The organism is Cellvibrio sp. pealriver (genome assembly GCF_001183545.1).
In the GTDB taxonomy this organism is placed as follows: Bacteria; Pseudomonadota; Gammaproteobacteria; order Pseudomonadales; family Cellvibrionaceae; genus Cellvibrio.
In genome coordinates, this window is record NZ_KQ236688.1 from 576,416 (window position 1) to 596,285 (window position 19,870).

The following is a 19,870-nucleotide window of genomic DNA, read 5'->3' on the forward strand; positions in this document are numbered from 1 at the left end:
TGTTAGTGAGTGACGACTCCAGTAATAAATAAAATACCAGACAAGGTAAACAACGCAGACATAGTCAGCCCTATGTTTGCCATGCGCGTTGCACCAGACTGTTGGAATTTAATAATACTCACCGCATAAAGTGCACAAAAAGTTATTAATATTGGCACTATGTAACGGAAATCGATATTGGCTGGGAATGTCATCCGCATATAGGTTACGCCCGCCCACAAAAAGAAACCGGACAGTAAAATGGGAGCCATCCGTTTAAAATCGTCTTTCAGCATGTAATAAATACCAGCGAGCATATAAATAAACATCAGCACAGCGAGGAAGCTACTCGCAACTGCAGTGTTGATTGATAATGGTGCCGGATATTTGAACTCGCCGAATAACCCTGTTTTGCCGAGATAATTCCAAAAAAATTGACGCCCCATGCGGTCATCATAAGGATCAGTAAACGGTTCAGTGATGAAAATTTTGGCATCAAACCAAAAATAATTAGAAGCGGTGTTGCCTACGAGATTGGCGTGTGAGAGTCCATCGATATTATCGATATACAACTTATCACGCTTGCCTTCCAGCTTGAGTATTAACGCAGGTCCAACGGTAATTCCGACAGCAGTAACCATGATGATGCAAGGAAGTATCGCCATCTTGGTGTACATTGCCCATTGCTGGCTTTTGATCATTTTATAGAGGCCAATAACACCCAATACAGCAATCAGGATTTCTCCGTTTGCTTTGGTAATAATAGCGGCTGCTCCGATAATACTGGCGATCATCAGATCACGCTTCTTATCGTGTCTATACCAGCGAATAATGTAGTAAAGACTCGCGGCATAGAGGCAGTAAAGTAGTGGATCGTTTCCAATCCGCACAGAATGAATAATAGCGACAGGCCAGAATGCGAAGAGTGCGCCGATAACCCACAGGAGTTTGTCGTTGATAAACGATTGATACGCACGGGATAAAAGACCAGATTTTTCTTGTACTTCTTGTACTTCTTGTACTTCTTGTACTTCTTGTACTTCTTGTACTTCTTGTACTTCTTGTACTTCTTGTACTTCTTGTACTTCTTGTACTTCTTGTGCTTCTTGTGCGTGCGTGTCTAATGAATCTTGTGGTCTGCGATAGAGATTTAATAATTCGTTAAGAATTAGCAATCCAAACAATACAAACCCCATTGAATAAACCAGAACAAGCACCTGTTGGATGCGATAAATAACGACTTTATTATTGGGTTCGAACAACTGTGTCGCTTTGTAAACAATAGCGCCCGTATAGTAGTAAAGTGGAGGGTGAAAAAATGCACCACCTACAGCGTAATCAACAGGCGGTGGAGCCCAGTGTTGGGTAAGATATTCAGTGAACCCGATATGATCTCCCAAATCATGTTCCCGCACATCAGCAGGTGTCACTGAGAAGTACGCCAACCGAATCAGCAATGCACCGATGAAAAGCACCTTAAGGGGTGTGCTCAATTTACAGAGGTTTGCAATTTTTATTGCTAATAATAATGCGATGACAGTAAACAAAATATAAGCAAACAGTGTGATGCGAGGGCTGGTTTCGGCACTGATGACTATTCCCATAAGGCCTCCCTGATCCATGTAATGAACTTCTATTTGGTTATCACCTGGCTGAAGAAAATCTTTCAGCTCGTAAGTAAAACCTTTGCTGTAATCGCGTCGCTCATGGAGCGGAATCATGCTGATATCTACTGGTCGTTGGTTAATTATCAGCGAGTAAATCTCATCATCAGGAATAATGCGCAGTAAAGTGCTGGTGTATGTACCTAAGGTCAGTGTTCCAGTTAGGCGATAAATCCCGCTCTCGTTGGATTGCATAAATCCAGGTTCCGCAATGGGCTGCACTTGTCCTGACGGAGTCGTCAACGAAAAGTTAGAAAAAGAGGGCTGTATGTTTTGTAAAAGAAATACTAAAAGACCTATGCTTACTACGAGCAAATACAACGTTTTTGATTTTACTAATCCTACTAGCAGGCGTTTCATTTTATTCTTTGTCCTTAGCTAAGGTTTGTAGTTTTTTAAGCTCGGCCTTGAGAATACCTACTTCCTGAATCAAATTTTTATTGCTTTCGGCGAGTTTTGATATAACGATTGAAAATTGGATGAGTATAAAAAACACGGAGATAACCAATAGCAACAATAGTGCAGCGGGTGCGTATAATATGCCAAGAATATCTGCCACCACTTCAAGTAATGGTTTAAAGAGAGACAATAAAATAAAAATAAAGCCGAAGCCGATCCATAACAACGAGTATTCTTCTTTTAACTTTTTGCGTTTTACTAACCGGAGTATAAATAAAAATAATATCAGGCTGCCGGTAATGGAAAAAAGCTGGATGCGGTTTTCGAGTAGGCTTGTCCATAAAGTATTAATCATAACGAACTCCTGCGAATTTTTTGCCGTTGGGATGTCATGACCATCGCCAAGATTACCTTGATCATATAGTGCGCTGATTTGAGCCCCGATATAGAAGATTCTCCACCTTGCCGCTCTACCATCTCTACAGACACTTCCTGAATGCGGAAATCATTTTTGCCTAGCAAAATAATAGTTTCGGGCTCGGGGTAATCAGTGGGATAGTTGGAGGCAAGAAATGCTATAGCTTGCTTGTTGTAAGCACGAAAACCAGATGTACTATCTGTAATTTTTTTTCGGATTAAAACTCTATTCATTAACTCAAAAATACGGATGCCCACGCGGCGCATAAATGTAGATTGGAATCCTTGTGTTTTTTCAACAAAGCGGGAGCCTATACAGGCATCACTTTGATTTTGTTGTAGCGGAGCTAAAATTTTAGGAATTTCACTGGCAAGGTGTTGTCCATCACCATCAAACTGAATAGCATAATCAAAATCCTTATAGAATGCGTACTTAAACCCTGTTTGCACTGCGCCACCGATGCCAAGATTGGCAGGCAGTTGAATAACAGTGGCTAATCCATTTGCTTCCGCTTCGCGCTGTGTATCATCTTTGGAACCATCATTGACAACCAGACATTCGTAGTCTGGATTCGCATTTTTCAATGACTGAATAACCTTGCGAATATTTTTTTCTTCGTTGTAAGCAGGGATAATTATTAAAATTCGCTCACGCATAAAATCTCACCTTTACTCGCTAACAGGTGCAGCTTGTTCTTGATTGGTTACTTTTGGGGTAATTGTAATCACAGTATTTACCCAGTTGGCATGGTCCCATTTGTCATCTTTAAGGGGGGCTACTTTTAGTGTTAGTTTCTGTACGTTCCGAACATCGATTGTGGTCACAGGAATAGTTCGCTCGTAACCAAAAATGGGCGGCGACTCCCACAGCAGTTTGTCATCACCCCATACAGAAAATTGAACATCGGATGTTCCCACCTCATCATCCAAGGCAGCGATAAAACTGAACTCTGCTGCATCTGGCGGTAGTTGATATTGAATGTCAGAGCTGGCATGTGTGCCTATGCCTTGGGCGTAACGACGGTTAGCGATAGAAAGATGGTTACCATCGAAGCTACGATTCAAGGCCATTGTGCCGTGATCTTGTCTGGCGTAAACCAACGGGAGCGCGGTCAAAAATATTTGATTTTCTGCCAGTTCGATCTCGTGAATATGGAATCGATCAAAAAAGCATTTAGTCATTAATACTGTGGTTAACAAAAAAAACCATAAAGAAACAATGGGAATTTTCAGTGTAAAAAGCGCTATTTTTTTAAGCCAATGAAATGCTTTTCCATTTATGAGGAGGTCGATAATTGCTATCAAAAGCAACGCCATTGTCCCCCATGCGAGTCCGAACCATATGTCCGAGCCGTTGATCTCAAGGATGATCAACATATTCAAGCTGCAGAGCAGGCTGATAACTATCGGATACAATAGCTTTTGTTGTGTTACTGCACTGTATGCAAGTGCCATCACGACAGCGGGGAAGAGATAGCGTTCGTGCATTGCAGGCAATAATGCAAAAAAAGCTAATGCACAAATCGTAGCTGAAAAAAATGCTTGCGATAACAATTGACGACCACTAATTTGCGATCCGTTTTTAATGAAAAAATGTATTCCTTGGAAAAACACAGCCAGAGCCGTTAAAGAAAACAATAACATGCCAAAATATTTGGCGGTAAATATTGTGGCAAATACAGAATCAGCTGCCACACCAAATAAGATGATGCTGTCTGGTGCAACATTTCCTGTTAATAATATCCAGATATTGGCAGCATTAAAGGTTGTCATCGGATATTGGCCAAGTGTGTCGATATAAGCTTGACTGACAGACTGCCAGAAGTGACCAGCTAAAATTGATGGCATAAAAACAAGAGCGCCAACCAATAAAGAAATAAAAATACCTAGAATATTTTTCCCGATATTACAGAAAAAAAGAAAACCAAATACAGGTGCAAATGCAATCATTTGAAATTTGGTCAATAACGACAACGCAAAAACAGGAATGGCAAGATATGCATAACGTTGATAAGTGGTGAGCAGGAGAGCACAGAACACCATTGTGGCAGGAATCAAATCAACCTGACCCCAAATAGGGCCATTCACCAAAATGGCAGGGTTAATCGCTGTAAATAATAAGATAGTGTGAGTGAGATGACGCGGGCTACGAAAGCGCTGTAATTGACTATGTACTAAAACAACCAGCAGGCAATGAAAAGCGTTAACTGGTAATTGGGTAAGAAACTTTAAAAAATTATTATGCTCAAGTGGTATGCCTGCAACGTTATAGAATTGCCCAACTATATATAGCCAATGAATGTAAAACGGAGGGTAGTTACCATTAAAACCATCGTAACCAGTGGTTGACAGCTGTCGAACCCAATCTTGCCAATAGCCAAGATCTTGGCTGTATCCTTTTAAAAATAACAACAAAAAATTGGCTGTAATGGCCAGAACGATATAGCTATGCAGGATATAACGGTTGCTATTGGCTTCACCTAATGCCAGCGGTTTGATTTCCGGAAACGTAATAGCAGGTTGTGGAGTTTCTGGTGTAAGTGCTGCTGTGGTATCAGCCAATTGCGAGTGTGTTTTGACTTCGTCAGTAGCATCAGTTGAATTATTCATTTTATTTTATGCAACCTTTTATTGGTAAATGTGGTCGTCTATTTATTACTTCGGTTAACAATATCGCTGATATGAAATTTAGGGCGACGCTTCACTTCTTCGTAAATTTTTGACAAATATTCGCCAATAATTCCCAAGCAAATCAATTGCACACTGCCGATAAATAATAAAGGAAGTAAAACAGAGGCCCAGCCAGGTGTTGCGTTATCGGTCAGTAGACGTACCGCCAAAACCCAAGCAATTAGCGCAAACGATGCAAATCCTGAAAGCAGACCTAACCATGTGATCATGCGAAGCGGAGCAGTAGAGAATGCAGTAATTCCTTTCCATGCAAAAGAGAGCATTTTTTTCAATGGATATTTGCTTTCTCCTGCTTCGCGCGCTTGGCGTTCGTATTCCACAATACTCGATGGGTAGCCAACTTCGCGCACAATTCCGCGCAAGAACAAATTGGATTCATCGTATTCTTTTAAAGACTCTAATGCGCGACGTGACAGTAGACGAAAGTCGGCATGGTTGAACACCAGATCGACTCCCATTTTTTTCATCACATGATAGTAACCTTCAGCGGTGAAGCGTTTGAAAAATGTATCTGTATGGCGTGCTGACCTGACTCCATATACAACATCGTTACCTTTGAGGTATTCATCGACCATTGCTTCAATATTCTGCGGGTCATCTTGTAGGTCTGCGTCGATACTTACTGTGATGTCTTCCGTAGTGGTGCAAAGACCGGCATAAAGCGCATTCTGATGACCTTTATTTCGCGACAGTTTAATCGCTACCAGTGCACTATTTTCAGCTGCTGCTTGGGCGAGAATTTTCCAGGTTTTATCTTTGCTACCATCATCGACCAAATAAATTTTGGATGCTTCATTAATTTTTCCTTTGGCTATCATGGATTCGCGCAGTGATAGCATGGTCGCCAATGTTTTGGGCAACATCTCTTCTTCGTTGTAACAGGGAATAACAACGGCAAGCGATGGAATTGTTGATGTCATTTTAATGACTCCTGTAAATCCAGAACTTATGCACCACAAAATTCAAGACCACGGTAATTCCAGTAGCGAGAAATTGGGCAACCAAATAGTGCTCGACCCAAGGGAGGGCGAGATAGTTATCGAATAACCATAAAAAAGCGGCAAACAACAATGTGTTTGTTGATAAGCCTATGCCAACCGCTAGCGCATACTTGGGAATAGTGTGCGCGTGGTTGCTAGTGCTCTGGAATGTATAGTGGTAGTTCGCCCAGTAGTTAAAAATTGAAGAAAGCACATAGCCTACAGCTGAGGCAAACACCTCCGGGAGCAGGCGGCTTTCTACAAACAAGATCAGTAATAAAAACTGAATCAGGGTGGAAATTCCACCAATACCTACAAATAAGGCGAAGCGTTTCATTGTTATTCTATTAAATAATGTTGCGACGGTTGGCCAACAACAGACTTTTTGTTGCTGGCTTTTACGGTTGATATCCCTGCTCAAATTCTGCTGCACATTACCACATTTTTGTGGCAATAGTGGTGTGAATTACAGTATTGACTGTGTATCAAAAGAGAGGGTGTGATTCAGGTTGTGATATTGATTTCAAGGGGGAAGGTTTCATCCTGATGACATCAGGCCCAACGCAATGCTGCTCCAGCGCGTTCGATGTACATGTACTCGGTTTTGTTGGTTATTGGATGACATGCATGACGTAAGTGGTGATGATCACTTGTGGAGCCCATATATTCCCAGCAGCTTCCTTCATGTACGCACAATGCGTCGCCATCATTGAGGCGATAGCTGGCCAGTTCGTCCCACATTCTTTGCCATTCAGGATGATTGAGATCAAGGTATTCCATATATTGTCCTTCAGGTGAAAAACCACATTGCAAGGATAAAATCTATTCAGTTATTCTGTATTATTAATTAAGTTTGTCAAATATAATTAATAAGTATTTGATTTTATTATCTTTATTGGTTTTTCAGCTGCATCAGCTGGCGCTTATTATATATATTTTTTATGAATTTGTGGCGCTTAAAGTTTCTTTTTTGTAATTAAATGTAGTAAAAAGAATGCTTTTCTGGCAAACGTTACATTTACAGTAAGGTTTTTTGTCGGAAATGTTCAAATAGGAGGGATGTATGAATATCAGCCAGGCTTCTGAAGCGTGTGGCTTGCCCGGTAAAACTATCCGTTACTATGAGGAAATTGGTTTGGTGGTGCCTAAGCGACAAGAGGGCAATGATTACCGGTTTTATTCTGGATATGAAATAGCGCAGTTGCGTCTCCTGCAGCAGGGTCGAATAGCGGGTTTTACGCTGGCGGAATGTCGGGAGCTGCTGGCGCTCTATAATAATCCCTCAGCATATAGTTCTGAGCATGCCAATCAGTTGGTTAATCAGAAGGTTTTACATATTGATCAGCAGCTTGCTGCTTTACAGGTCTTGCGTGCAACCCTACTTACAATCGGGCAGACTGGAGAGAGTAAGGGGGTAATTTCCGAGGCGCAAAAAGACACGGCTCAGCAGTTGACCTCATCAGGTTTAGGAATGGCGTTTAGGTTGGTGGACGAGTCCAGAGGGGCTAGTTAGCATTTGAGTACCGGTATTTTTCTACATCGAAAAACGCTATGATGCGCGCCATTTAATTATTTACCTCTGGGGTGACTATGAGCATCAAATCTGACAAGTGGATGCGCCGTATGGCTGAAGAGCATGGCATGATCGAGCCTTTCGAACCGGGGCAGATTCGTTACGATGCGGCGGGTCAAAGGATAGTTTCTTACGGCACGTCCAGCTATGGCTATGATGTTCGCTGTGCTGATGAATTTAAAATTTTTACAAATGTTCATTCAACAGTAGTCGATCCTAAAAATTTCGATGAAAAAAGTTTTGTCGATATTAAAAGTGATGTTTGCATCATTCCTCCAAATTCTTTTGCGCTAGCGCGAACTGTTGAATATTTTAGAATTCCTCGCAATATTCTGACCGTATGTTTGGGTAAATCGACGTATGCACGTTGTGGAATTATTGTTAATGTGACGCCGCTTGAGCCTGAATGGGAAGGGCATGTAACCCTTGAGTTCTCCAACACAACACCGCTTCCCGCTAAAATTTATGCCAATGAAGGTGTTGCGCAAATGTTGTTTTTTGAATCAGATGAAATTTGCGAAACATCCTACAAAGACCGTGGAGGGAAATATCAGGGTCAACGTGGCGTAACTTTGCCGCGCACGTGATTTGCGATGGGCGATGTCGTTCAGTTTAAAAAGCCGAGCCCTTTTGATAAGCATAAGGGTAAAACATTATGCCGCAGCGGCTTTCATAAGTGGGTTGTGATAAAAGATAATCAGTTTGATGTAAAGCAGGGAAAGTTAGTGACACTTTTCAAGTGTAGCCGCTGTGGCGAACAAAAAATGGAGCTGAAGTAAATCTTGTTATCGCTATTCGATTTGCATTAACTCTGGATTTACTGGATTGAACGCGTGTTTTGGCTGCTGGTGAGCATGTCATGTCACAGATAGGCAAAACCTGTTGTCGCTTATGTGTGCTCACACTATTTGCTGCGGACATCAGGCTTTGTTTTTTTAAAACTGCAGGGCTCTGCGCGTTAATTTCGATCCTTCGTGTAATGCTGGTAGTTAGCCTGCCAGCCCCACATAAACCTCATGTACATCGTCGTCGTTATCGATGGCAGCGAGGAAGGATTCCACCTCTTCCAGTGCTTCACCGGATAAGCTTACCGGGTTTTTCGGTTTGTAACCGAGCTTTGCAGATACTACGGTGAAGCCTTGTGCAGGTAGGGCTTTTTGAACCAAATCCAAATCAGTTAAATCGGTGTAAAAAGTTGCAGTACCGTCTTCATCGGCTTCGAAATCTTGCGCACCGGCTTCAATTGCCGCCATTTCCGGATCGGCATCTTTATTGGCTGGGCTGGCTTCAATAATACCCAAGTGATCAAAATCCCACGAAACAGAACCTGACGTACCCAACTGACCTTTGCGGAATAAACCACGAATGTTGGAGATGGTGCGATTTACGTTGTCGGTAAGGCATTCAACGATGACAGGAACCTGATGCGGTGCGTAACCTTCATAGACTACTTTTTCATAGTTGATGTTGCCATCGAGTTGGCCGGAGCCTTTTTTGATCGCGCGTTCTAATGTCTCGCGAGTCATCGATGCTTTTTTTGCTGCTTCAACCGCGAGGCGCAAGCGTGGGTTCATGTCCGGATCAGCGCCGTTGCGTGCAGCAACCATAATTTCTTTGGTGAGTTTGGTAAATAATTTACCTTTGGCATTCGCCGCTTCTTCTTTATGTTTGGCTTTCCACTGTGCGCCCATGATTCTCGCCTCTGTGATGCACATCAAGATGTGCGTGGTTATTAATTTATGTAGTTTATAAAATCGGGCGCAATTCATGCGCCCTTAAAAATGCTTTTCAGAACATTAATTCGCGTGCAATGCAGTATTTAATTGCAATGCGCTTTTGTTCGTAACAACTTCTACTCGGCCGGTTATAGAGTTGCGGCGGAATACCAAATCCGATACGCCTGCAAGTTCGCGGGCTTTAAGTGTTTTCACTTCGTTGCCTGCTTCGTCCAACACAACGACTTTGGTTCCAGCAGTGACGTAGAGGCCGGATTCTACTTTGCAGCGGTCGCCCAATGGAATACCAATTCCAGCATTAGCACCGATCAGGGATTCTTTACCCACGGAGATAACAATATTGCCACCGCCCGAGAGCGTGCCCATTGTTGAACTGCCGCCGCCCAAGTCTGAACCTGCGCCGACAAATACACCTGCAGAGATACGCCCTTCAATCATCGCAGGGCCTTCGGTGCCTGCGTTAAAGTTGACAAAACCTTCATGCATGATGGTGGTGCCTTCACCCAGATATGCTCCCAAACGCACGCGTGCAGTGTGCGCAACACGTACGCCTTTGGGTACGACATAGTTGGTCATTTTGGGGAATTTATCCACGCAGGATACTTCCAGTTCTTCGCCGTTCAGACGTGCTTGTAATTGGCGGGCAGGTAATTCGTTTACATCGATAGCGCCTTGGTTTGTCCATGCCACATTTGGCAGCACACCAAAAATACCCGCTAACACAGTGTTGTGTGGTTTTACCAAGCGGTGTGATAACAAATGTAATTTTAAATAACCTTCCGGTACGGACGCAGGATTGGTATCCGTTGCAAGCAGGGTTGCTACCAGAGGACGCTTGCTATTGGTCAATGCTTTGGCAATTTCTGCGTGTTCGGTATCGCCCGCAATCGTTAATGCCTGGGCGATTTCACTTGCTTGGTTGTTGCTGATGGCAATTGCCTGATTGCCTTCACTGTAGCCTACGATATTGGCAACAGCACGGGCACTTGCTTCAGACGGTGCGAGTATCGGTTTTGCATAAAATACTTCCAGCCATTCGCCTTTTGCGTTTTGCGTACCAATACCTAAACCGAGTGCATAAAGTTGAGTCATGATCATTCCTGCTGTATTTCAAAAAATTAATTAAAAAGAGTGCGGTATTCTGTTTCTTTGAAGCCGACATACTGTTGTTTGCCGGTATCCAGTAATGGGCGTTTTATCAAGGTTGGGTTCGCCAGAATTATATTGACTGCATCTGCGGTAAATTGTTGTTTGGTCGCATCATCCAGTTCTTTCCAGGTAGTGCTGCGTTTATTGACGAGCGCGTCCAACCCTAATGCATCAATCCAGTTTTTAATCTGTTGTGGTTCCAATCCATCTGCGCGAAAGTCATGAAATTGATAGGTGATAGCATTTTTTTCAAGCCAAGTGCGGGCTTTTTTTACTGTATCGCAATTTTTAATACCGTAGAGCGTAATCATAATCTTAAGGCTTCAGTACAATTTTGGGTTTTTTGCGGTTCGGATAACAGGTTGTGCATATTTCGCAAACAGTTCCATCGCATCCGCGCGCCGAACAATATTCGCGGCCGTAATAAATAATTTGCAGATGTAGCGCATTCCAGCTGGACATGGGAAACAGCCGTTTCAAATCTTTTTCCGTCTGTACCACGTTTTTGCCATTGGTCAGACCCCAGCGCTGCGCAAGCCGATGGATATGTGTGTCAACCGGAAATGCGGGATGGCCGAAACCCTGGCTCATCACAACGCTCGCAGTTTTGTGACCTACACCCGGCAATCGCTCCAGTGCATCCCAATCTTCTGGAACTTGCCCGCCATATTCCTCTACCAGCATACGTGATAACACAGAAATTGCTTTTGACTTTTGTGGCGATAATCCGCAAGGACGAATGATTTCCTGAATTTTTTCTACTGGCACTTTTGCCATGTCATACGGATTGTCAGCCAGTGCAAAAAGTGCAGGAGTAACAGTATTTACCCGCTCATCCGTGCATTGCGCTGACAGCAGTACAGCAATGAGTAATGTGTATGCATCTTTATGCTGCAACGGAATCGGTGGTTGCGGATACAACGCCTGCAACTTTTGTAAAATAAAGTCTACACGTTCAGCTTTGGATAAATTTTTTGTTGAATCCATAGACTGTGCCAAATAATTACAGTGATTTCACAAATTGTTTAATCCGTTGCGCTGCTTCGATGCATTCAGCTAGCGGCGCTACTAGTGCCATACGCACATAATCTTCGCCTGGATTAATACCCTGTGCTTCACGCGCTAAAAAACTACCGGGTAATACCGTTACTTTTTGCTGCGCAAATAATTGTTGTGCAAAAATTTCGCCCTTGATTGGTGTTTTAGGCCAGAGATAAAAACTCGCATCGGGCTTTGCTACGTCTAATACACCATCCAATATTTCCAATACGGCATCAAATTTCTGACGATAGGCATCACGGTTCTCGATCACATGGGTTTCATCCTCCCATGCAGCAATACTGGCAAGCTGTGTTGGCACAGGCATGGCACAGCCGTGATAAGTGCGGTATAGCAAAAATTTTTCCAGAATTTTTGCATCGCCACCGACAAAGCCGGAACGCAATCCAGGTAAGTTCGAACGCTTGGATAAACTATGGAAAACCACGCAGCGGGCAAAGTCATTGCGCCCCAATTCTGCGCAAGCTTGTAACAACCCCGCAGGGGGATTTTTTTCATCAAAGTAAAGCTCGGAATAGCATTCATCAGATGCGATGACAAAATCGTATTGATCCGCGAGAGAAATCAGTTCTTTTAGTTGGGCTGTGCTCATAACGGCACCCGTCGGGTTTCCGGGAGAGCAGATAAATAATAATTGACAGCGTTCCCATATAGTGGCGGGTACGGACGCAAAATCGGGAATAAAATTATTCTCAGGCGTGCAATTCAAAAAGTAGGGTTCAGCACCAGATAAAAGTGCCGCACCTTCGTATATTTGATAAAACGGATTGGGCGATACAATTAGTGCATCTGGTTTGCGGTGATCAATAACTGCTTGTGCAAACGCAAACAAAGCCTCGCGAGTACCATTAACAGGCAGTACATGATGTTCTGCAGTAAAAGTACCTGCTGTTAATTGGAAGCGCCTACTTGCCCAGTGAGCGATTGCGTTACGCAGCTCCGGCAGACCCTTTGTCGTTGGATAATTGGATAGTTTATTGAGATTTTTTACCAGCGTATCCAAAACAAATGCTGGTGGTTCATGTTTAGGCTCGCCAATCGACAGCATGATATCTTTTACATCACTCGGTGCAGAGACGGCAGCTTTGAGTGCAGCTAACTTTTCAAACGGGTAGGGGTGTAAGCGGTCAAGATCCGGATTCATAATCGTATATCAGTAGAATTAGTGTTTATCGACGCGTTTATCTAATTGCTCGCGGATTTCTTGTTGCAGTTTCTCGCAGAGATCCGGATCGCTTAATGGCTTTCCATTGCTATCAACAATAAAGAAAATATCTTCCACCCTTTCACCGAGCGTCGCAATTTTTGCATTGAGCAATTGAATATCGAAATCCATAAAAATACGCCCGATACAGGCAAGAAGGCCAGGGCGATCAGGGCTGATTACTTCCAATACGCTGCAGTTGCGGATCATGTCGGTATTGAGTGAAGTCCGCGTGGGTGATGCAAAATACTTAAGGCGGCGAGGCGTACGACGGCCAATAACTTCACGATAGTTGTCATTGACCAGGCTCAGTTCATCAATCAATGCTTGCTGAATTTTTTTGAGCAGTGTTGCATTGTTGCCCAATTGCTCACCATTTTCATTTAGCACAAAGAATGTATCGATGGTGTAGCCTGATTTTGAGCTGTAAATCTTTGCATCTTGAATGTTCAGGTTTAAATTGCTCAGTGCAGTAACAGCTGCCACAAAGACATTTTTCTGATTTTTACTGTAAATAAAAATCTGTGTTGCACCGGCAAGCTCTTTGTTAGTGGTTTTCTTGATAAGCACCAATGGTTTGTCATCAGTGCGTGCAGCAATCGCTTGTGTATGCCATGTGATATCTACAAAACTTTCACGCAGGAAATAATCATCACCCATGTCGCCCCATAGGGCGAGTACTTGCTCTTTATTTAGGCCTTTGCGCGCAAGTTTACGAATGGCTGCTTGCTGTGTTTCATCTATTAAGTCTTGCTTATCGACATTATTTTCCAAGCCGCGACGCAATGCGCGGCGGGTATCTAAATACAAATTGCGCATCAAGCTCGCGCGCCAGGTATTCCACAGTTCTTTGTTGGTTCCGTTAATATCCGCCACGGTTAAACAATACAAATAATCCAAATGCAATTGGTCACCAACCGTCAATGCAAAATTATGAATTACCTCAGGGTCGGAAATATCTTGCTTCTGTGATACTTGTGACATCAGTAGATGCTTTTCAACCAACCAGCAGATCAAGCGTGTTTCACGCGGTGAAATGCCGTGGCGCACACAGAATTCTTCTGCATCGACAGCGCCTAGTGTGGAATGGTCACCGCCGCGGCCTTTGCCGATGTCGTGATATAAGCCAGCGATATAAAGCAGTTCCAGTTTTGGCAGGCGATTCATAATAGTTGCTGCGACGGGAAACTCATCTTTTGCCGATGGCAGCAAAAAGTTACACATGTTCTGCACGACTTTTAATGTATGTGCATCCACTGTGTAGATGTGAAATAAATCGTGCTGCATTTGCCCTGTTACTTGGCCAAACTCGGGTAGATACAGCCCGAGAATGCCATAACGTGACATGCGCTTTAGTTGCTCTACTAACCCTGCAGGCTGTTGCAATAGTTTGATAAACAACTGGGTGTTTTTAGGATTGGTACGGAAGTTGTCATCGATTAAATGGCGGCTTTCGCGAATCCAGCGAATGGTAGATGCGCGTACACCTTGTATATCCGGGTTTTGTGCCATTAGCACAAACATCTCCAGCAATGCTGAAGGGTTTTCTTCAAAAACATAAGTGTGGGTCGCTTCAATAAAATTATCACGCAACTGGAATCGCTCATTGAGTGATACCACACTTTTGGTTTTGCCTTTTTGCAAGATAACTTCAGATAAAAATTGCAGTACGACATCATTCAATTCACGCAGTGCTAATACTGTGCGGTAATATTTATGCATGAATTGTTCTACTGCGAGTCCTTCGGGGCCATCTATATAACCGAAGGATTTTGCAATTTCGCGCTGGTAGTCAAACAATAATCTCTCTTCAGGGCGTTTTGCGGCCATATGCAGTGCATAGCGTACGCGCCATAAATATTCTTCGCCGGAGTTGAGTAGGGAAAACTCTTCGTCAGTAAAAAAACCTTTACCTTCCAACTGTTTTAATGTGCGCACACCAAAGTAGCGTTTGGTAACCCAGTTAATGGTTTGGATATCTCGCAACCCGCCTGGTGCATTTTTGATATTAGGCTCCAGGTTGTACTCGGTATCGTTATATTTTTTATGACGATCCAGCTGCTCTTGATATTTTGCGCGGAAAAATTCCTCGATCGGCCAAATCTTGTCGGGTGTTGATGCTTCTAATAACTCATGGCGCAGTGTTGGATCGCCCACCAAGGTGCGCGACTCCATAATGTTGGTGGCAACCGTAATGTCAGTGCGTGCAATTTCAATTGTCTGTTTGACGGTGCGTACGCTGCTGCCAATTTCAAGACCTATATCCCATAACAAGGTTAGAAACTTCTCGATGTTATCTTTGCAGTGTTCCAACACTTCGGGGCGATGCAAAATTAATAAATCAATGTCAGATGCCGGATGCAGCTCGCCGCGACCATAGCCGCCAACAGCTTCAAGGCTGATACTGTCAGGCCATTCGAATTGGTGCCATGCGTAATGTAAAACGCAATCGATAAACAGCGCTCGCTCATACACTAATGCGCGTATATCTTCACCTTCCGCAAAGCGACGATTTGCTTGAGTGCCTGCGGCGTTAATAGCGTCTTTAAAAACGGTGATAATGGGTTGTTCGTTTAATGCGCGGCGAAAACGGCTTTGGTCGAAGAAAAAAAGCGGCCGCTCAAAATAGGGAATAACTTTGGGCTCCTCGGGATTTTTGGTCTGCAGTGCAATACCGCTTTCTTGCGAGGGCTGATTGGAGTTTGTTGTGGTGTTTTCAGCTTGTGCGGGTTTATTGAAAACCCGCGAAAAAAAATTAGAGAGGCTCATTGATTAAAAAACTTCGCCAGTACGAGCAGTTAATACTTCCACACCATCTTTAGTCACCACCATAGTGTGTTCCCATTGTGCAGAAAGGCGGCCATCTTTTGTCTCTACTGTCCAGCCATCACTTTTCAATTTGGTTTGTGGCTTGCCCGCGTTGATCATGGGCTCGATAGTGAAAGCCATCCCTTCTTTTAACTCCATGCCCGTACCGGGGCGGCCGTAGTGAAGAATTTGCGGATCTTCGTGGAATACTTTGCCAATACCATGACCACAGTATTCACGTACTACAGAATAATAGTTGCCCTCTGCATGTTGCTGGATAACGTGACCAATGTCGCCCAAGCGGCAACCTGGCTTCACCAGTTTGATCGCTTTATACATGCATTCTTGAGTGATATTGACTAATCGCTCTGCGTGTGGTGCTGGCGTTCCTACAAAATACATAGCGCTGGTGTCGCCGTGATAGCCCTCATAAATCACCGTTACATCAATGTTGATGATGTCGCCAGCCTTCAGCACTTTTTTGTCGGAGGGAATACCGTGACACACGACCTGATTGACTGAAGTGCAAATCGACTTTGGGAATCCGCGGTATCCCAGGCAGGCTGGAATAGCTTTTTGCACATTAACGATATGGTCGTGACAAATTTTATCCAGTTCAGCGGTTGTGACACCGGGTTGGACGTATTGGCCGATCATTTCCAGTACTTCGGCTGCCATGCGGCCGGCAACACGCATTTTTTCGATTTCTTCAGGGGTTTTGATGGTAACTGACATGAATTCAGGCGATCTCGGGGGTGATTAAAAAAGATGCCGTATTCTAAACGATTTCGCGCTAATTTGCCCAAGATCATCCTCAATTGAGGCGATTGATAAAAGTGCAGCAGTATGAAAGCGATGAGCGAAGGGCTATGAATAGCCCTTGCGAAAGAGATGGTTGATGGGCTATCAGGCTGATCGACGACGCAAGCTCATCAAGGCATGAATGACGCCGCGCAACTCTGCCAAACCTTTCATGCGTCCGGCGTAAGAGTAGCCGGGATTGATACCTGACTTTCCAATTTCGTCGCCCATCAAATGGCCGTGATCCGGCCTCATTGCAATTGGTGGAAGCTCAATTCCGGCTTTTTTGCGGCGATCTTCTTCATCCAGCAGGGCTTCAATTAAGCCAACCATATCATTATCGCCATCAAGGTGATCGGATTCGAAGAATGAGCCGTCTTCCTCACGTTTGATATTGCGTAAATGAACGAAGTAGATGCGATCACCAAATTCACGCGCCATGGCTACCAAGTCGTTATCGCAGCGTGCGCCGTAGGAGCCAGCACACAGCGTGAGCCCATTGGATGGGCTGGGAACTGCATTGAGTAATGCGCGTGCATCATCAGCGGTAGAGACGACGCGAGGTAAGCCGAAGAGCGAGAAGGGTGGATCATCAGGGTGGATGGCCATGCGTACCCCCGCCTCTTCTGCCACTGGAATGACTTCGCGTAGGAAGGCAAACAGGTTGGCGCGCATGCCTTCATCTCCCATTTTGATGAACAGGTCGATGGCTGCCCGAATGCCTTCTCGATCATAGGAGCCTTCCCCTCCAGGGAGTCCGGCGATGATGTTTTTCTCTAGCAGAGTTTTTTCTTCTTCATTCATGGCATCCAGACGAGCTTTGGCTTTTGCAAGAACGTCGGGGCGATAAGCTTGTTCAGCACCTGGGCGCTGCAGGATGTAAGCATCGTAAGCGGCAAAGTCGCTCATCTCAAAGCGCAGGGCTCGGGCATTGTTTGGAAGTGTGTAATTGAGGTTGGTGCGGGTCCAATCAACAACAGGCATAAAGTTGTAACACACATCGCGGACACCGGCGGCACCTACGTTGCGCAGGGATTCTTTGTAGTTGTCGATGTATTGCTGGAAGTTGCCAGTGCGGGTTTTTATATCATTGTGAAGGGGGATGCTTTCTATCACAGCCCACTCAAGCCCATGATCTTCAATGAGTTTTTTGCGTTCAAGGATTTCTCTCAATGGCCATGCTGCGCCGGTAGGGATGTGGTGGAGTGAGGTTACAATACCGGTTGCACCGGCTTGGGCGATACTCTGCAGGTTGATGGTGTCTTTGGGGCCAAACCAGCGCCAGGTTTCTTTCATGGTGAGATCTCTGGAGTTTTTGATGAAGATTTTACTAGTATACAAGTAACCCGTGGTACGGCCTAGTGGTTAACTAGCTAGAAGCTAGGTAGTGTCCTGCAGTTACTGATTTTCGGCTGCCTATTTACTTTTCAGTATATTATGTTGCTCGTCTGTGGTATAAAGCGCGCCTCATTTTTCAGGTGAGAGTTCATTCATGCCAGAAATTGAGAATCCAAATCTATTTAATTAACAAACGTCACACATACATCGACACGCAAAACCTGGGTGCCTAATGACCGCGAGAGCGGGCATGCTGGTTGGTTAGCGGGGTGTATGGAGGCCTAACCCAGTAGGAATACTAAAATGCCACAAGTAAGCATGCGCGACATGTTGTCTGCCGGTGTCCATTTCGGTCACCAAACCCGTTACTGGAACCCAAAGATGGGCAAATACATCTTCGGTGCACGTAACAAGATTCATATCATTAACCTTGAGCACACTGTTCCTGCATTCAACGAAGCTTTGGCTCTGGTGCAGCAAATGGCGTCGCAAAAGAAAAAGATTCTATTTGTTGGTACCAAGCGCGCTGCGCAAAAGACCATCAAAGAACAAGCTGAGCGCGCTGGTCAGCCATTCGTAAGTCATCGTTGGTTGGGCGGTATGCTCACTAACTACAAAACCATCCGTGCTTCGATCCGTCGTTTGTCTGATCTGACTACCCAGAGCCAAGATGGTACCTTCCTGAAGTTGACCAAAAAAGAAGCTCTGATGCGTACCCGCGATATGGAAAAGCTGGAGCGTTCAATTGGTGGTATCAAGAACATTGCTGGCCTGCCTGATGCAATGTTTGTAATCGACGTTGATCATGAGCGCATTGCGATTCAAGAAGCTAACAAATTAGGGATTCCTGTAATTGGTATCGTTGATACTAATAGCAACCCTGAAGGTGTTGACTACGTAATTCCTGGCAACGATGACGCTATCCGTGCAATCAAACTGTACGTGACCGCAATTGCTGATGCTTGCTTGGAAGGTTCCAAGTCTGCTTCATCTGTACCAAACAAAGATGAGTACGTTGCTGCAGAAGGTGCTGCTGAATAATTTCAGTGGTTGCAGTTATCAAATGACATATAACCCTGCTAGCGTTGCTCGCAGGGTTGTCGGAAGAGGGGGCTAGGCCCCCTTTTTTCAAACTGAATTCGAACACTTTTATTTTGAGGAATTAACCATGAGCGCTGTTACTCCTGCACTGGTAAAAGAACTGCGTGACCGCACTGGTCTGGGCATGATGGAATGTAAAAAAGCCTTGGGTGAAGCCAATGGCGACATCGAGCTGGCGATTGAAAACTTGCGTAAAGTATCTGGCTTGAAAGCGGCCAAAAAAGAGGGTCGTACTGCTGCTGATGGCGTTGTTGCTGTTAAAGTTGCTGCAGATAACAGTTACGGTGTTGCGATCGAAGTTAACTCTGAAACTGACTTCGTTGCACGCGATGCCGGCTTCCTTGGCTTCGTAAATAGCGTGTTGGAAAAAGCATTCGCCACCAAGCAAACTGATGTTGCTGCAGTTATGGCAGGTGAGCTGGAAGCTGCACGTGAAGCGCTGGTACAAAAAATCGGTGAGAAAATCAGCGTGCGCCGCATCAGTTTGGTAGAGGGTGGTGTTGTGGGTGGTTATCTGCACTTGAACAACCGCATTGCTGTGTTGGTGCAGTTGGAAGGTGGTAGCGAAGAAGTCGCTAAAGACGTTGCTATGCACGTAGCGGCAGTTAACCCAACCGTAGTTAGCTCTGACCAAATGCCATCTGACGTCGTAGAGAAAGAAAAAGAAATTATCCGTGCTCAACCAGACATGGCTGGCAAGCCTGCCGAAATTGTTGAGAAGATGATTGTTGGTCGTATCAGCAAATTCCTTAAAGAGGCTAGCTTGGTTGATCAGCCTTTCGTTAAGAATCCAGAGCAGACCGTTGCCCAATTCGCCAAAGCTGGTGGTGCAACTGTGAAGAGCTTTGTGCGCTTGGAAGTAGGCGAGGGCATTGAGGTGACTGTTGTGGACTTCGCTGCTGAAGTTGCTGCTCAGGTGGCTGCTGCCAAAGCGTAAGCCATTGGGCGCCACAAGTGTGGCATCACAGTAA

General features: G+C 44.5%; 20 protein-coding genes. 5 read left to right on the forward strand and 15 right to left on the reverse strand.

Translation table 11 applies throughout. The annotated features are described in order from the left end of the window. Positions 1-2 precede the first annotated feature (2 nt). The 7 genes from VC28_RS02350 to VC28_RS02380 all read right to left on the reverse strand — a co-directional run bounded on the left by VC28_RS02350 (position 3) and on the right by VC28_RS02380 (position 6,910). Entirely contained in the window at positions 3-1,838 is a 1,836-nt protein-coding gene (locus VC28_RS02350; protein WP_049629235.1) for a hypothetical protein, read from the reverse strand. A gap of 166 nt (positions 1,839-2,004) precedes the next feature. After that, positions 2,005-2,397, reverse strand: a complete 393-nt coding sequence (locus VC28_RS02355; protein WP_049629236.1) for a DUF2304 domain-containing protein — start codon at positions 2,395-2,397, stop codon at positions 2,005-2,007. Beyond that, positions 2,394-3,116: a glycosyltransferase family 2 protein gene (locus VC28_RS02360; protein WP_049629237.1), complete on the reverse strand. Its 723-nt coding sequence runs from the start codon at positions 3,114-3,116 to the stop codon at positions 2,394-2,396. Before VC28_RS02360 ends, VC28_RS02355 begins: the two co-directional genes overlap by 4 nt. Positions 3,117-3,128: 12 nt before the next feature. After that, a complete protein-coding gene (locus VC28_RS02365) occupies positions 3,129-5,069 on the reverse strand; it encodes an NPCBM/NEW2 domain-containing protein (RefSeq protein WP_049629238.1) in 1,941 nt (646 codons plus the stop codon). 38 nt (positions 5,070-5,107) lie between these two features. Next, positions 5,108-6,070, reverse strand: coding sequence for a glycosyltransferase family 2 protein (locus tag VC28_RS02370; protein WP_049629239.1), 963 nt, complete (start codon positions 6,068-6,070; stop codon positions 5,108-5,110). Between the two features lies 1 nt (position 6,071). Next, positions 6,072-6,467: a GtrA family protein gene (locus VC28_RS02375; RefSeq protein WP_049629240.1), complete on the reverse strand. Its 396-nt coding sequence runs from the start codon at positions 6,465-6,467 to the stop codon at positions 6,072-6,074. 215 nt (positions 6,468-6,682) lie between these two features. Continuing rightward, positions 6,683-6,910 carry a hypothetical protein gene (locus tag VC28_RS02380; protein WP_049629241.1) on the reverse strand — a complete coding sequence of 76 codons (228 nt, stop codon included), beginning with the start codon at positions 6,908-6,910 and terminating at the stop codon, positions 6,683-6,685. A 283-nt stretch (positions 6,911-7,193) separates the two neighbouring features. Here VC28_RS02380 and VC28_RS02385 point away from each other — a divergent pair, with 283 nt between their 5' ends. The 3 genes from VC28_RS02385 to VC28_RS19935 all read left to right on the forward strand — a co-directional run bounded on the left by VC28_RS02385 (position 7,194) and on the right by VC28_RS19935 (position 8,482). Then, on the forward strand, positions 7,194-7,643 hold the full coding sequence (locus VC28_RS02385; protein ID WP_053094144.1) for a MerR family transcriptional regulator: 450 nt from the start codon (positions 7,194-7,196) through the stop codon (positions 7,641-7,643). 77 nt (positions 7,644-7,720) lie between these two features. Beyond that, a complete protein-coding gene (gene dcd / locus VC28_RS02390) occupies positions 7,721-8,290 on the forward strand; it encodes a dCTP deaminase (RefSeq protein WP_049629242.1) in 570 nt (189 codons plus the stop codon). 6 nt (positions 8,291-8,296) lie between these two features. Further along, positions 8,297-8,482 carry a hypothetical protein gene (locus VC28_RS19935; RefSeq protein WP_049629243.1) on the forward strand — a complete coding sequence of 62 codons (186 nt, stop codon included), beginning with the start codon at positions 8,297-8,299 and terminating at the stop codon, positions 8,480-8,482. A gap of 210 nt (positions 8,483-8,692) precedes the next feature. Here the strand turns inward: VC28_RS19935 and VC28_RS02400 are convergent, their stop codons facing one another. The 8 genes from VC28_RS02400 to uxuA all read right to left on the reverse strand — a co-directional run bounded on the left by VC28_RS02400 (position 8,693) and on the right by uxuA (position 17,756). Continuing rightward, positions 8,693-9,394 (reverse strand): YebC/PmpR family DNA-binding transcriptional regulator, encoded by a 702-nt coding sequence (locus tag VC28_RS02400; RefSeq protein ID WP_049629244.1) that lies wholly within the window; start codon positions 9,392-9,394, stop codon positions 8,693-8,695. Positions 9,395-9,499: 105 nt separating this feature from the next. Further along, complete coding sequence (gene dapD, locus VC28_RS02405; protein WP_049629245.1) at positions 9,500-10,531, reverse strand: 2,3,4,5-tetrahydropyridine-2,6-dicarboxylate N-succinyltransferase; 1,032 nt, start codon at positions 10,529-10,531, stop codon at positions 9,500-9,502. Between the two features lie 26 nt (positions 10,532-10,557). Continuing rightward, the gene (locus VC28_RS02410; RefSeq protein ID WP_049629246.1) at positions 10,558-10,899 is read right to left on the reverse strand and encodes an ArsC family reductase; all 342 of its coding nucleotides are present in this window, start codon (positions 10,897-10,899) and stop codon (positions 10,558-10,560) included. A gap of 4 nt (positions 10,900-10,903) precedes the next feature. Further along, positions 10,904-11,575: an endonuclease III gene (gene nth / locus VC28_RS02415; RefSeq protein ID WP_049629247.1), complete on the reverse strand. Its 672-nt coding sequence runs from the start codon at positions 11,573-11,575 to the stop codon at positions 10,904-10,906. A 16-nt stretch (positions 11,576-11,591) separates the two neighbouring features. Next, positions 11,592-12,791 carry a succinyldiaminopimelate transaminase gene (dapC, locus tag VC28_RS02420; protein ID WP_049629248.1) on the reverse strand — a complete coding sequence of 400 codons (1,200 nt, stop codon included), beginning with the start codon at positions 12,789-12,791 and terminating at the stop codon, positions 11,592-11,594. Positions 12,792-12,809: 18 nt separating this feature from the next. Then, a complete protein-coding gene (locus VC28_RS02425) occupies positions 12,810-15,620 on the reverse strand; it encodes a [protein-PII] uridylyltransferase (protein WP_082191373.1) in 2,811 nt (936 codons plus the stop codon). Positions 15,621-15,623: 3 nt separating this feature from the next. Next, positions 15,624-16,394 (reverse strand): type I methionyl aminopeptidase, encoded by a 771-nt coding sequence (gene map, locus VC28_RS02430; protein WP_049629249.1) that lies wholly within the window; start codon positions 16,392-16,394, stop codon positions 15,624-15,626. A 171-nt stretch (positions 16,395-16,565) separates the two neighbouring features. Further along, complete coding sequence (gene uxuA, locus VC28_RS02435; RefSeq protein ID WP_049629250.1) at positions 16,566-17,756, reverse strand: mannonate dehydratase; 1,191 nt, start codon at positions 17,754-17,756, stop codon at positions 16,566-16,568. 345 nt (positions 17,757-18,101) lie between these two features. On the opposite strand from uxuA, the gene rpsB reads away from it, so the two are divergent. Continuing rightward, positions 18,102-18,839: a 30S ribosomal protein S2 gene (rpsB, locus tag VC28_RS02440; protein WP_049629251.1), complete on the forward strand. Its 738-nt coding sequence runs from the start codon at positions 18,102-18,104 to the stop codon at positions 18,837-18,839. A gap of 127 nt (positions 18,840-18,966) precedes the next feature. Further along, complete coding sequence (tsf, locus tag VC28_RS02445) at positions 18,967-19,836, forward strand: translation elongation factor Ts (RefSeq protein WP_049629252.1); 870 nt, start codon at positions 18,967-18,969, stop codon at positions 19,834-19,836. The last annotated feature ends 34 nt before the right edge of the window (positions 19,837-19,870 follow it).

What these genes read in the sequence shown, in the direction of transcription:
- VC28_RS02350 (WP_049629235.1), bottom strand. Translation starts at nt 1,838, where the DNA reads ATGCAATCCAACGAGAGCGGGATTTATCGCCTAACTGGAACACTGACC.
- nth (WP_049629247.1), bottom strand. Translation starts at nt 11,575, where the DNA reads ATGGATTCAACAAAAAATTTATCCAAAGCTGAACGTGTAGACTTTATT.
- dcd (WP_049629242.1), top strand. Translation starts at nt 7,721, where the DNA reads ATGAGCATCAAATCTGACAAGTGGATGCGCCGTATGGCTGAAGAGCAT.
- rpsB (WP_049629251.1), top strand. Translation starts at nt 18,102, where the DNA reads ATGCCACAAGTAAGCATGCGCGACATGTTGTCTGCCGGTGTCCATTTC.
- VC28_RS02385 (WP_053094144.1), top strand. Translation starts at nt 7,194, where the DNA reads ATGAATATCAGCCAGGCTTCTGAAGCGTGTGGCTTGCCCGGTAAAACT.
- VC28_RS02410 (WP_049629246.1), bottom strand. Translation starts at nt 10,899, where the DNA reads ATGATTACGCTCTACGGTATTAAAAATTGCGATACAGTAAAAAAAGCC.
- VC28_RS02360 (WP_049629237.1), bottom strand. Translation starts at nt 3,116, where the DNA reads ATGCGTGAGCGAATTTTAATAATTATCCCTGCTTACAACGAAGAAAAA.
- VC28_RS02400 (WP_049629244.1), bottom strand. Translation starts at nt 9,394, where the DNA reads ATGGGCGCACAGTGGAAAGCCAAACATAAAGAAGAAGCGGCGAATGCC.
- VC28_RS02425 (WP_082191373.1), bottom strand. Translation starts at nt 15,620, where the DNA reads ATGAGCCTCTCTAATTTTTTTTCGCGGGTTTTCAATAAACCCGCACAA.
- VC28_RS19935 (WP_049629243.1), top strand. Translation starts at nt 8,297, where the DNA reads ATGGGCGATGTCGTTCAGTTTAAAAAGCCGAGCCCTTTTGATAAGCAT.
- tsf (WP_049629252.1), top strand. Translation starts at nt 18,967, where the DNA reads ATGAGCGCTGTTACTCCTGCACTGGTAAAAGAACTGCGTGACCGCACT.
- uxuA (WP_049629250.1), bottom strand. Translation starts at nt 17,756, where the DNA reads ATGAAAGAAACCTGGCGCTGGTTTGGCCCCAAAGACACCATCAACCTG.
- VC28_RS02380 (WP_049629241.1), bottom strand. Translation starts at nt 6,910, where the DNA reads ATGGAATACCTTGATCTCAATCATCCTGAATGGCAAAGAATGTGGGAC.
- map (WP_049629249.1), bottom strand. Translation starts at nt 16,394, where the DNA reads ATGTCAGTTACCATCAAAACCCCTGAAGAAATCGAAAAAATGCGTGTT.
- VC28_RS02375 (WP_049629240.1), bottom strand. Translation starts at nt 6,467, where the DNA reads ATGAAACGCTTCGCCTTATTTGTAGGTATTGGTGGAATTTCCACCCTG.
- dapD (WP_049629245.1), bottom strand. Translation starts at nt 10,531, where the DNA reads ATGACTCAACTTTATGCACTCGGTTTAGGTATTGGTACGCAAAACGCA.
- VC28_RS02365 (WP_049629238.1), bottom strand. Translation starts at nt 5,069, where the DNA reads ATGAATAATTCAACTGATGCTACTGACGAAGTCAAAACACACTCGCAA.
- VC28_RS02370 (WP_049629239.1), bottom strand. Translation starts at nt 6,070, where the DNA reads ATGACATCAACAATTCCATCGCTTGCCGTTGTTATTCCCTGTTACAAC.
- dapC (WP_049629248.1), bottom strand. Translation starts at nt 12,791, where the DNA reads ATGAATCCGGATCTTGACCGCTTACACCCCTACCCGTTTGAAAAGTTA.
- VC28_RS02355 (WP_049629236.1), bottom strand. Translation starts at nt 2,397, where the DNA reads ATGATTAATACTTTATGGACAAGCCTACTCGAAAACCGCATCCAGCTT.